At 60.8% G+C, this 10,991-nt stretch carries 11 protein-coding genes; 6 read left to right on the top strand and 5 right to left on the bottom strand.

Annotation, left to right across the window (positions count from 1 at the left end; translation table 11 throughout):
• On the top strand, positions 1-1,184 hold a 1,184-nt coding region (locus HMPREF2724_RS09735; RefSeq protein WP_141748376.1), incomplete at its 5' end, for a DUF3418 domain-containing protein.
• Positions 1,185-1,272: 88 nt separating this feature from the next.
• Here the strand turns inward: HMPREF2724_RS09735 and nrdR are convergent.
• Positions 1,273-1,731, bottom strand: coding sequence for a transcriptional regulator NrdR (gene nrdR, locus HMPREF2724_RS09730; protein ID WP_061922995.1), 459 nt, complete (start codon positions 1,729-1,731; stop codon positions 1,273-1,275).
• 253 nt (positions 1,732-1,984) lie between these two features.
• Positions 1,985-2,380 carry a hypothetical protein gene (locus HMPREF2724_RS09725; protein WP_061922998.1) on the bottom strand — a complete coding sequence of 132 codons (396 nt, stop codon included), beginning with the start codon at positions 2,378-2,380 and terminating at the stop codon, positions 1,985-1,987.
• Positions 2,381-2,687: 307 nt separating this feature from the next.
• Here HMPREF2724_RS09725 and lexA point away from each other — a divergent pair, with 307 nt between their 5' ends.
• Together lexA and HMPREF2724_RS09715 are read left to right on the top strand one after the other, a co-directional pair.
• On the top strand, positions 2,688-3,407 hold the full coding sequence (lexA, locus tag HMPREF2724_RS09720; RefSeq protein WP_061923001.1) for a transcriptional repressor LexA: 720 nt from the start codon (positions 2,688-2,690) through the stop codon (positions 3,405-3,407).
• Between the two features lie 309 nt (positions 3,408-3,716).
• Positions 3,717-4,502, top strand: a complete 786-nt coding sequence (locus HMPREF2724_RS09715) for a DeoR/GlpR family DNA-binding transcription regulator (protein WP_061923004.1) — start codon at positions 3,717-3,719, stop codon at positions 4,500-4,502.
• Positions 4,503-4,553: 51 nt separating this feature from the next.
• Here the strand turns inward: HMPREF2724_RS09715 and ptsP are convergent, their stop codons facing one another.
• Positions 4,554-6,239, bottom strand: a complete 1,686-nt coding sequence (ptsP, locus tag HMPREF2724_RS09710; protein WP_070588406.1) for a phosphoenolpyruvate--protein phosphotransferase — start codon at positions 6,237-6,239, stop codon at positions 4,554-4,556.
• Between the two features lie 201 nt (positions 6,240-6,440).
• On the opposite strand from ptsP, the gene HMPREF2724_RS09705 reads away from it, so the two are divergent.
• The 3 genes from HMPREF2724_RS09705 to HMPREF2724_RS09695 are packed head-to-tail and all read left to right on the top strand — an operon-like array spanning position 6,441 to position 9,889.
• Positions 6,441-7,403: a 1-phosphofructokinase family hexose kinase gene (locus tag HMPREF2724_RS09705; protein ID WP_070588403.1), complete on the top strand. Its 963-nt coding sequence runs from the start codon at positions 6,441-6,443 to the stop codon at positions 7,401-7,403.
• A gap of 41 nt (positions 7,404-7,444) precedes the next feature.
• Complete coding sequence (locus tag HMPREF2724_RS09700; RefSeq protein ID WP_061923014.1) at positions 7,445-9,568, top strand: PTS fructose transporter subunit IIABC; 2,124 nt, start codon at positions 7,445-7,447, stop codon at positions 9,566-9,568.
• Positions 9,569-9,619: 51 nt separating this feature from the next.
• Positions 9,620-9,889 carry an HPr family phosphocarrier protein gene (locus HMPREF2724_RS09695; protein ID WP_061923017.1) on the top strand — a complete coding sequence of 90 codons (270 nt, stop codon included), beginning with the start codon at positions 9,620-9,622 and terminating at the stop codon, positions 9,887-9,889.
• An 89-nt stretch (positions 9,890-9,978) separates the two neighbouring features.
• On the opposite strand, the gene HMPREF2724_RS13295 is transcribed toward HMPREF2724_RS09695, so the two are convergent.
• Together HMPREF2724_RS13295 and HMPREF2724_RS13290 are read right to left on the bottom strand one after the other, a co-directional pair.
• Positions 9,979-10,422: an HNH endonuclease signature motif containing protein gene (locus HMPREF2724_RS13295; RefSeq protein ID WP_246818243.1), complete on the bottom strand. Its 444-nt coding sequence runs from the start codon at positions 10,420-10,422 to the stop codon at positions 9,979-9,981.
• The gene (locus HMPREF2724_RS13290) at positions 10,377-10,976 is read right to left on the bottom strand and encodes a hypothetical protein (RefSeq protein WP_246818242.1); all 600 of its coding nucleotides are present in this window, start codon (positions 10,974-10,976) and stop codon (positions 10,377-10,379) included. Before HMPREF2724_RS13290 ends, HMPREF2724_RS13295 begins: the two co-directional genes overlap by 46 nt.
• Positions 10,977-10,991 lie beyond the last annotated feature (15 nt).

Raw genomic sequence — 10,991 nt, 5'->3', positions numbered from 1 at the left:
CGGAGCTAATCCGTTCCCTGCCGAAGGCGTTGCGCCGCACCGTGGTTCCCGCACCGGAGTTCGCAGAGCGTGCCCTGCCGCGTCTGCTTCCTTATGAAGGCCCCCTGACGCAGCAGCTTGCCGACGTCCTCCGCGAGCTCGGCGGCCAAGGGATCAACGCTTCCGACTTCCGGCCTTCCAGCCTGCCGCCGCACCTGCAGATGAACTACGCTGCGGTGGATAAGCGCGGGAAGGTTATCGATTCTGACCGGGACCTCGCAGCGCTCGTGCAGCGCCAGGCGGGGCACATCAAGTCCTCAGTCTCGCGGGTCGGACGCAAGTCTGAGTCGAAGGCCGTCAAAGAGTGGACGCCGGAGACGCTCGGCACTATTGACGAGGAAGTCCAAACGGTGGTTGACGGCCATGAGGTCACCGCGTACCCCGCGCTCGTGGCAACCGCGGACGGCGTTTCCCTGAAGGTTCACCCCACCAAGGCCGCTGCCGACGCTGCTATGTTGACCACCACTCTGACGCTGCTCCTGCGGGAGATTAACGTCAATCACCAACAGATGGTCAAGGGGCTGCCCTTGCAGCAGCGAGTGGCTGTCGACGCCTACCCGCACGGCGGCGCCGAAGGCCTCGTCGGCGATGCGCGGGTGGCTGCCATACGCGATCTCATGGTCGAAGCCGGCGGTGCGCCTCGGTCGCCGGAGGGCTTCGCCAAGCTTCGCGACGTCGTCAAGCCCCAGGTGCCTGGCCGCGTCCGACAATCCGTGGTGGCAATCGCACCAGGGCTTGCCGAGTATGCGAACCTGCGCGCCGAGCTCAAACAATGGGAAGGCCCTGCCATTGACGATATGCGCGAGCAGCTGAAGTTCCTGCTTCCCGAAAACGCCATCACCTTGCATGGCATGGCTCACCTGCGCCATCTGCCGCGCTACGTACAGGCTATGCGGATTCGTCTAGATGAGATGGGAATAGACCCGGACAAAGACGCGGACCGGCAGGCCGAAGTCGACGAGGCCAAAGCGTACCTCAACAATCGCCTGCGCAACCTGCCCGCCGGACGCGCCAAAACCCGCGAGGTCAAGGACATCTACTGGATGGTCGAGGAACTACGCGTCTCACTTTTTGCTCAGCGCCTAGGCACCGCGCACCCGGTATCCTTGCGCCGCATCCAAAAGGCGGCGGACAAGCTCCGCTAATCACCACGTCGTCTAGCTCCAGACGTGGCCATACGCTGTTCGCCGCCATCCGCAAACGAGCACCAGCCCTCGGCTGGCACTGCGGCTCTTAAAAGTTATCGCGGTCGCGGCGGCGCATCAGGCGAATTTCGGATTCGAAATCGTCGGCGCTTTCGAAGGACTTGTAAACGGACGCGAAGCGCAGGTAGGCCACCTCATCAAGGTCACGCAGCGGCTCGAGGATTGCAAGGCCAATGTCGTTGGCGTTGACCTGGGAGGAGCCGTGGCTGCGCACGGTCTCCTCTACTTCTTGGGCGAGCTTTTTCAAAGCGTCATCGCTGACGTCGCGTCCCTGGCAAGCGCGACGGACGCCGCGGATTAGCTTGTCGCGGCTGAACGGCTCCGCCAGACCGTTGCGCTTAACCACCAAAAGAACCGCTTTTTCCACCGTGGTGAAACGGCCTTTGCAGGAGGCGCACTCGCGCCGACGGCGGATGGCGGTGCCGGCGTCGACTACACGAGAGTCGATGACTCGCGACTGTTCATAATGACAAAACGGGCAGTACACCGCACGGTTCCTTTCACTTTCACGTCATCCACCTCCCACACGTGGAAGGCAGGCGTTAAGACCGCATTTAGTGTACTGCCCAAACAACTGGGGATGCCATTTTCCGGCCGGCATCCAAGCCGAGTGATTACTTTCCCACACCAACAGCGCCGCACGCCCACAGAACCGCACGCCAAGGGCTCCGCCTAGCCAAACGCGCGACGCCAAACGCGCGACGGCAGCTAACGCGCGACGGGCTAGCGTGCAGCGGCGGCTAGTGCGTAACGCCTGCCTGGACCACTTGGGTGTTCTCAGTGTGGACAGCACCAGTGTCAGCAGTCAATCCTCCGAATACAGTTCCGACGAACACGGCTGCACCAAAGACAGCGCCCAACAGATAATTCGCACGATTCGACTGCGCACGCGAATATTCTGGCTCGCCATGACCAGCGGCTTCAGCATTCGCGCAGCGGCGGATAGGGGCACCGTATGTTCGATTATCCACGCTAAGAGTTCGAACATCGTGGGGTGTTGTGGCTACCCCAGCGAGACGGACATCGTAGACATCTGCATCCCAAACAGAGGCTGCCGGCACGACGCGAGCGCGGTACGCGCGGCGAGCGTTAGTGGAAGTAACATGGGTGGAAGCGGTGTTGAGAGCGATAGCCATTGTGAGATCCTCCAGTGTTTGTACGTTGCGATTAACTGATGGTTGCAGAGTACTTTTCTGCTGCGACACGTTCGAAAAGTTCCATCGCTAATCCGTTCGAATTAGTTGCTATGTTCGATTTATAACAACTTTTCGAAAGTTTGTCCACACCTCCGGCAAATTTCTCGAACATTTGTCCCCCACGTGGTAGAAAAGAAGGGAGGTTTTTCGAAAGTTCGAGCAACCCAAGTTCGAACAACCCAAGTTCGAACAACCCAAGCCGCGACGGAAGCCGCGCGGCAACTTCCAACCCCGCCGAGGAGAAACCGTGCCACGCAAGCCAGCTAAAAACTCCGCTAAGCCCGACATCAACTCCCTTTCGCCGCGTCAACGCCGCATCCTCGACGTCATTCACGACGCAGTCATGCTCCGCGGTTACCCGCCAAGCATCCGCGAAATCGGCGACGCTGCCGGCCTCCAGTCCACCTCTTCCGTGGCCTATCAGCTCAAGCAACTAGAAGAAAAAGGCTTCCTACGCCGCGACCCAAACAAGCCCCGCGCCGTCGACGTACGCCACCTCAATGAGGAAGAGCCCAAGAAGCCAGGACGCAAGGCCTCACCCAAGGAAGAACCGCAGCAGCCTGTCGACGCCACCCCAGAGGACGCTTCCGCAGTTTCCTATATTCCGGTGGTCGGCCGCATTGCCGCAGGTTCGCCGATTACCGCCGAAGAAAACATCGACACCTACTTCCCCATGCCTGATGACGTAGTTGGCAACGGCGAGCTATACATGCTCCAGGTTGTGGGAGACTCCATGCAGGACGCAGGCATCCTCAACGGTGACTGGGTTATCGTTCGTTCGCAGTCGGTGGCCGAGGAAGGCGAGTTTGTCGCCGCGCTTCTCGACGGCGAGGAAGCCACCGTCAAGGAATTCCACCGGGATTCCTCGGGCGTGTGGCTCCTGCCCCACAACGATGCTTACTCCCCAATCAAGGGTGACGATGCAGAAATCATGGGCAAGGTAGTTTCTGTATTCCGCAAGCTCTAATCACCCACTTCTGTTGCTTCAACGCCAGCCAACGGTTGCCCGAAAATACCCCCTTTTATGCGTAATTTTCCGGTTGTCCATTGGCCGGCGTTTAATGTCACATTTTGCAAATCTACAGCTAAAGAAAATTTCGGCGATCGCATGCAAGATTGGCGATATGTGAAACTCTTTGTTTCGTTCCGATTCGTAGGGATTTCTGGAAAACTAGAGACAAGCCAGTATTATTCCGGCAACAGCTTCCGCTTACCCCCAATAAACGGAGGTTGTCTAGCCCCCACCCCGTTCCTGGGCAGACCTTTGGAGGACCCTATGTACGCAGAGGAGCGTCGCCGTCAGATCGCCTCCCTCACCGCAGTTGAGGGACGCGTCAACGTCACCGAGCTTTCCGAGCGCTTCGACGTCACCGCTGAAACCATTCGTCGCGATCTCGCGGTTCTAGACCGCGAAGGCGTTGTACACCGCGTGCATGGCGGCGCTGTGGCCTCTCAGTCCTTCCAAACCGCAGAGCTGACCCTCGACACCCGGCAGCGTTCCGCTACCGGCGCCAAGATTGCCATCGCACGCGCCGCCATGCAGTTCCTCCCAGACGCCGGAGGCAGCGTCTTCCTCGACGCGGGTACCACCACCAATGCCCTGGCAGACCTCATCGGCCAACAATTCGCCGCAGGGCAATTTTCGATAGTTTCCAATAGCTTGCCCATCTCGCTTTCCTTGGCAAGCAACGGCGTTCCCGACGTTCAGCTGCTCGGCGGCACCGTCCGCGCCATCACCCAGGCAGTCGTGGGCGATACTGCACTGCGCACCATGGCGCTCATGCGTGCCGACGTCGCCTTCATCGGCACCAATGCGCTCACCCTCGACCACGGCCTGTCTACCGCAGATTCCCAAGAGGCAGCCATCAAGTCTGCCTTTGTCACCAACGCCCACAAGGTCGTGGTCCTCTGCGATTCCTCAAAACTCGGTAACGATTATTTGGTCAGCTTCGCCTCTATCGCGGATATCGACGTCGTCATCACCGATTCCGCCGCACCAGAAAGCTTCATCGAGGCGCTTCGCGAGCGCGAAATCGAAGTAGTCATCGCCGCCGATAAGTAGCATCGGCACATACAAAAATAGCCCCGCAAAAAGCGGGGCTATCGTTATGTTTTAGAATTCGTCCAACAAAGAGAGCGCTGCCGCTCGGGCTTCGGATGGACCCTCGGCGTTGATGGCGGCGTCGGCAAGCTTTTGGCACTGCTCGAACGTCAGCTCCGCAAGCTGGGCGCCCACGCCGGCGACAGCCGTGGAAGCCGCCGACAGCGAGTTCACGCCCAAGCCAGTCAGCACGCAGGCAAGCAGCGGATCCGCTGCCGCCTCGCCGCATACGCCAACCGGAACATCGTTATCCTGGCCCACCACGCAGGTGTGCTGGATAAGGCGCAGCACCGCCGGCTGCCATGGGTCAGTAAGATATGCCAGCTGCGGGGAAAGACGATCCGCTGCCATGGTGTACTGCGTCAAGTCATTGGTACCAATAGAGACGAAGTCTAGATGCGGCATGATGGTATCGGCCATCAAAGCCGCTGCGGGAACCTCAATCATGGCGCCCGCAGTAAGGCCACGCTCGCGACAAAGACCCGCGAACCACTTCGCCTCAACGGCGGTAGCGACCATCGGCGCCATAACCCACGTCGGAGCATCGTAGCCACGGTCTGCGGAAGCCTTCGCAATGGCATCCAGCTGGCGAGTCAACAGCGCCTCGTTATCGCGCGCGATACGCAGACCACGCACGCCAAGCGCAGGGTTTTCCTCGGAAGACAGGGTGGCATAAGAAATCGGCTTATCTGAACCCGCATCCAAGGTGCGAACAACCACCTTGGAAGACGGGAAGGCGTTAAAGACCTTCCCATAGATGCGCGCCTGCTCATCCACCGTCGGCTCCTCGCTCGCAGAGAGGAAGGAAAGCTCAGTGCGGTAAAGACCAATGCCCTCTGCCTGGGAGTCCGACGCGATGCGCGCCGCGTTGCCGTCCGCGACGTTAGCCAAAAGCTGCACGCGATAGCCATCCTTAGTTTGCGCTGGGCCACGCCACTGCGCCACTCGCGCAGCCTTCTCGCGGTATTCCTCTACCGCCCGCAAAGACTCCTCGCGGTCTGCGCCCAAGTTCACTGTGCCAATAGAGCCGTCCACGAACACGAGCGTGCCGGCCTCAATGTCACGCAGCTCCGCGCCCGCGGCCACGATACATGGAATATCCAGCTGGCGGGCAATAATCGCCGTATGGCTCGTCGGGCCACCGAGCTCGGTGACCAAAGCCTTGATGTGTGCGGTGTCGAGGGTTGCGGTATCTGCGGGCGCGAGGTCATCAGCAAGCAGCACTGCTTCCCCGTTGACCATCGGCAGACCTGGCTCCTGCTCGCCACGCAGCTGCGCAATAACGCGGTCGCGCACGTCCTTTAGGTCCGTCGTGCGCTCGGCCATCACGCCGCCTGCTGCTTCAAACATGGTGACAAACTTCTCAGTCGCGCTCGCGGTTGCGTACTCCGCCGGCCGGCCTGCACGGATGGACTTGCGCACCGCTTTGTGCCAGCCGCGGTCCTTGACCATGCCGGCGGTAGCGCCCAGCACCTCAGCCGCCTGGCCTTCTGCGCCGGCCGCACGCTGCTCGAGGCGGCTTGCCACGATATCGACGGCCTCTAGGAAGCGGTCATACTCGCCGTCGCGCTTTTCTTCGTCGATTAGCTCCCCAGCAGTGGGCAGTTCTGGACGAGGACGCACCCACACGGCCTCGGCGTAGGCGACACCGGCGACGACGCCAGTACCCTTGATGGTTGATTGAGATTCGTTTTCCATCACACATTCCTTCGGGAGGGGATTTGCTCTCCCCCTAGATCATCACAGATCGGGTGAAAAAGCAACGAATACCACACTCTTTTGATTGACTTTCGGGCATAACCAGACAACAATCAACAGGGAGCAGAAATCTGCGCTCGACCACCGTCCAGCTAGCTTTCTCCCAATATACGCAAACTGCGAAAGGGACGAGTCTCCACAATGATTCTCACACTGCCCCCCAACCCCAGTATTGACGCCACCCTAAACCTCCAAGAAGCCATCAATCCGGGCGCAGTTCACCGCGCCAGCCAGGTTTCTCAGGTCGCAGGCGGCAAAGGCGTCAACGTCACGCACGCGGTGCACCTTGCCGGCGAGAAATCCGTCGCTCTTCTGCCCGCGCGCAAGGGCGATCACTTCCTCACCTTGATGGAAGACGGCAACATTCCCTTCGATGCCGTATCTATGCCCGGTTCTGTCCGAACCAACACCACCATCACCGAACCAGATGGCCGCACCACCAAGGTCAACGGCCCGGGCCCTGAGCTCGACGAGACAGTCCAGTCTTCCATTTCCTCCTCGCTGGCCGCGCTTTCCATCGGCGCGGAATGGGTGGTGCTTGCGGGGTCCCTGCCCAAAGGCGTTCCCACGCATTGGTACGCCACGCTTGTCGACGCCATCCGCTCCGCCTCGCCCCAAGCACGCATCGCCGTCGACACTTCCGACGCCCCGATGGTCGCCCTTGCAGAGCGCCTCAACGAGTCCGCGCCGAATCTAATCAAGCCCAATGGGCTTGAGCTCGGCCAGCTCACCGATACTGACGGAACTGCACTCGAGGCGGCCGCGGAACAGGGCGACTACTCAGGCGTCGTCGAAGCCGCGCGCGTAGTGGTTGGCCGCGGCGTCGATGAGGTTCTCGTCACTTTGGGCGGTGCTGGCGCAGTTCTCGTTACTGCAGATGGCGCTTGGGCTGCTACCCCACCTCCCACGGCTGTCGCATCCACCGTCGGCGCGGGTGATTCCGCACTTGCGGGCTATATTTTGGCCCGCCGCGCAGGGAAGGACTTTGCGGAAGCTTTGCGCCAATCCGTGGCCTACGGTTCTGCCGCTGCGGCTCTGCCCGGCACCCAGCTACCAAAGCCTGCACAAGTCAATATCGCAGAAACCAAAGTTTTAACCCTATAACCGCGTTTAACTACAACTCTGATCATTAAAGGAGTGTCCTCATGGCATCCAATCTCATCACGACAGACTTGGTCGCGTTGGACGCCGATTTCGGCGACAGTGTCGAATCTGTCATCACAAACCTTGCCACCCTGGTGCACGAGACGGGGCGCGCGACCTCCGTCGAGGGTCTCGCCCAACCGGCCATCGACCGCGAGGCCAAGGCTGGCACCGGCGTGCCCGGAGGCGTTGCTATTCCACACTGCCGCTCTGAGGTCGTCACCGAGCCAACGCTGGCCTTCGCGCGACTTTCCCGCGGCGTCGATTTCTCCGGTCCTGACGGTGACGCCCACTTGGTCTTCCTCATCGCTGCCCCCGCCGGTGGCGGTAAGGCACACCTAAAGATCCTTTCCAAGTTGGCCCGCGCGCTGGTAAAGAAGGACTTCCTCGAGGCGCTGCGTACTGCGGCGACCAAGGAGGAAATCGTCAAGCTGGTGCTGGATGTGGTCAACGCGGAAAAGCCCAAGAAACCTGCGAATTCTGCTTCCGCGGCGTCATCTGCTTCCGCGGCATCAACTTCCGCCGCTACGGCGGCGTCCGCTACCGCAACACCAACTACCGAGAACGCAGCCACCAACATCGTGGCGGTCACCGCCTGCCCCACCGGCATCGCGCATACCTACATGGCTGCCGACGCCCTGACCCAAACCGCGGCAGAGCGCACCGACATAAACCTCACCGTCGAGACCCAAGGCTCCTCGAATAACACCTCCGTCTCGCAATCGGTGATCGACGCCGCTGACGCCGTCATTTTCGCCACCGACGTCGGAGTGCGCGAACGTGAACGCTTCGCCGGCAAGCCCGTCATCGAATCCGGCGTCAAGCGCGCCATCAACGAGCCCGGCGTCATGCTCGATGAGGCCGTCGCCGCCGCCAAGAACCCGAATGCGCGGCGCGTGGCGGGAACGGCGGCATCGGAAAGCGCGTCCGGAAGCGCATCAGGCAGCGGAGAAGAAGGTGAAGCACTCGGCTGGGGCAAGCGCATCCAGCAGGCGATCATGACCGGCGTGTCCTACATGGTGCCTTTCGTCGCCGCAGGCGGCCTTTTGCTCGCCCTCGGCTTCCTCTTCGGCGGCTACGACATGGCCAACGGTTGGCAGGCGATTTCCACCAACTACTCGTTGACCAACCTGCCCGGCCACCAAGTTGAGGTCGACGGCGAGATGATGAGCTTCGACCGCTCCGGCTTGCTGCTCTATATCGGTGCGGTGCTCTTTGCCATCGGCCAAGCAGCCATGGGCTTTATCGTTGCGGCACTGTCGGGCTATATCGCCTTCGCATTTGCCGGCCGCCCGGGAATCGCTCCTGGTTTCGCCGGCGGCGCCATCGCCGTCGCCCTCGGCGCGGGCTTCATCGGTGGCCTGGTCACTGGTCTTATCGCGGGACTCATCGCCATGTGGATCGGCAACTGGAAGGTCCCGCGCTGGATCGGTTCCCTGATGCCGGTTGTCATCATTCCGCTGCTGACCAGCCTTATCACAGGTCTGTTGATGTACCTGCTGCTCGGCGCTCCGCTGGCCGCAATTATGGAAGGCCTGCAGAACTGGCTTTCTTCCATGTCCGGCTCGTCCGCCGTGCTGCTGGGCATCATCCTCGGGCTGATGATGTGCTTCGACCTGGGCGGCCCCGTCAATAAGGCGGCCTATCTCTTTGCCACCGCCGGCCTTTCCACTGGTGACCAGGCCTCCATGGAGATCATGGCCGCCGTCATGGCCTCCGGCATGGTTCCGCCGATTGCGCTATCGATTGCGACCTTCCTGCGCAAGAACCTGTTTACCCCGGCGGAGCAGGAAAACGGCAAGTCCGCGTGGCTACTCGGCCTCTCCTTCGTCTCGGAGGGCGCCATCCCATTCGCTGCCGCTGACCCGCTGCGCGTCATCCCGGCGATGATGCTCGGTGGCGCCACCACCGGTGCACTGTCGATGGCCCTGGGCGTCGGTTCGCGTGCCCCACACGGCGGCATCTTTGTCTTCTTCGCCATCGACCCGGCCTGGGCTTATGTCCTGGCTATCGCGGCGGGCGTCGTGGTTTCCGCGCTGGCGGTCATCGCGCTGAAGCAGTTCTGGCCGAACAAGACCGTCGAGGAAGCAGCCGCCAAGGCGGAGGCTGCCAAGGCCGCGGCATAACGCGTACACTTGTAGACACGAAATCTCACATAGTCGAAAGGACTTATCATCATGGCATCTAAGACCGTAAAGGTTGGCTCTTCCGTCGGACTGCACGCACGTCCTGCGTCCATCATCGCAGACGCTGCAGAGGCTTATGACGAAGACATTCTGCTGACCCTCGTCGGCAGCGATGACGACGAAGAGACCGACGCAGCTTCCTCCCTGATGATCATGGCCCTGGGCGCTGAGCAGGGTGACGAAGTTACCGTTACCTCCGAGAACGCAGAAGCAGTCGAGAAGATCGCCGCTCTCATCGAGCAGGACCTCGACGCTTCCTAGCGTTAGCGTTAAAAGACTTCCGAGCTTTAAAGCTTGGGAGTCTTTTTTAAGTTTTGAGCATGCCAAAGCGCCCGCGCGTGGCGGGGGCTCTAGCTCACCGGCGAAGCCCACGGCGGCAACCAGGTGATTTTTCCGCGAATGCGAGCTAGCTTTCCACGGGAAGTTTTCGGCGAACTTCCTGGCGGAGAGTCGTCATTTATTCCGTTGTGATACGCACAGCAGGTAACGAGGTTTCCGATGTTCGTATCGCCTCCCCTAGCCCAAGAGGTGAGGTGATGGACCTGCGCACTATCCGCCGGGTGATTACAGCCCGGCCACGCGCACGTGGGATTTTCGGCCGCGGCCAGCAGGCGCTGCTTTTCATTAGCAAACCGCCGCGTGCGATAAAGATTGACCGGCCCTTCATAAGGATGCACGAGGCTGACCAATCCATGCGCGGAAAGCACGCGGGAGACGAAATCCGCGCCAGAAATGCTCGCGCCGTTGGTCATGCGCAGCTGGATTTCCTCCCCGCCGCCTTGCGCGATTTCCACGAACTCGTCCAAAGTGATGACGACGTGGGAGCCCGCCACCGGCTTGTGCGCACCGGAAAAGAATCCCTCGTAAAAGGATTGGACGGGCGCTTCGGGTTTAAGGCAGAGAAGATATCGGCAATCATGTCCTGCTTGCCGGTAACGGTCAGGGACCACAGCGCTTGGCGACGCCGCGTAATCCGCACCCCTTCCTGTGGTTGCTTGGCGTATTCTTTCGCCATCGCGCGGGCTTTTGCCTTCAGCTTGTCCGCGGGAAGGGTGCTGGTGCAGAGTGTTTCCCGTACTTTCCACTTATCGCGTTGGCGTGGAATACGGGAAATGTAGCCTTCGATCATCGTCAGCGTGGACAGGCTATGCGCTGAGCCCTGCGCGTTGCGCTGGCAGCGCGAAGAGGAGGTGGGGCCAAAATAGATGCCCGCCAGATAGATAAGCTCGCGGGCCTGTAAGTTCGACGCGCCGAGCTGCACGAGCTGTGCTTCGCTGCGCCCGTGGGCGCCGGCAAGAATGGCCATGCCTGGCGCCTGGGCTGCGAGGAAGTCTGCTAGTGCGTTCATGGTTTTTAAGCCTAA

Source organism: Corynebacterium sp. HMSC071F07, from assembly GCF_001810285.1.
In the GTDB taxonomy this organism is placed as follows: domain Bacteria; phylum Actinomycetota; class Actinomycetes; order Mycobacteriales; family Mycobacteriaceae; genus Corynebacterium; species Corynebacterium simulans.
This window is presented reverse-complemented; position numbering and strand designations above follow the sequence as displayed.

Excerpts from the sequence above, each read along its gene's own strand:
- HMPREF2724_RS09725 (WP_061922998.1), bottom strand. The coding sequence starts at position 2,380 with ATGGCTATCGCTCTCAACACCGCTTCCACCCATGTTACTTCCACTAAC.
- ptsP (WP_070588406.1), bottom strand. The coding sequence starts at position 6,239 with ATGGAAAACGAATCTCAATCAACCATCAAGGGTACTGGCGTCGTCGCC.
- HMPREF2724_RS09715 (WP_061923004.1), top strand. The coding sequence starts at position 3,717 with ATGTACGCAGAGGAGCGTCGCCGTCAGATCGCCTCCCTCACCGCAGTT.
- HMPREF2724_RS09700 (WP_061923014.1), top strand. The coding sequence starts at position 7,445 with ATGGCATCCAATCTCATCACGACAGACTTGGTCGCGTTGGACGCCGAT.
- HMPREF2724_RS09695 (WP_061923017.1), top strand. The coding sequence starts at position 9,620 with ATGGCATCTAAGACCGTAAAGGTTGGCTCTTCCGTCGGACTGCACGCA.
- HMPREF2724_RS13290 (WP_246818242.1), bottom strand. The coding sequence starts at position 10,976 with ATGAACGCACTAGCAGACTTCCTCGCAGCCCAGGCGCCAGGCATGGCC.
- HMPREF2724_RS09705 (WP_070588403.1), top strand. The coding sequence starts at position 6,441 with ATGATTCTCACACTGCCCCCCAACCCCAGTATTGACGCCACCCTAAAC.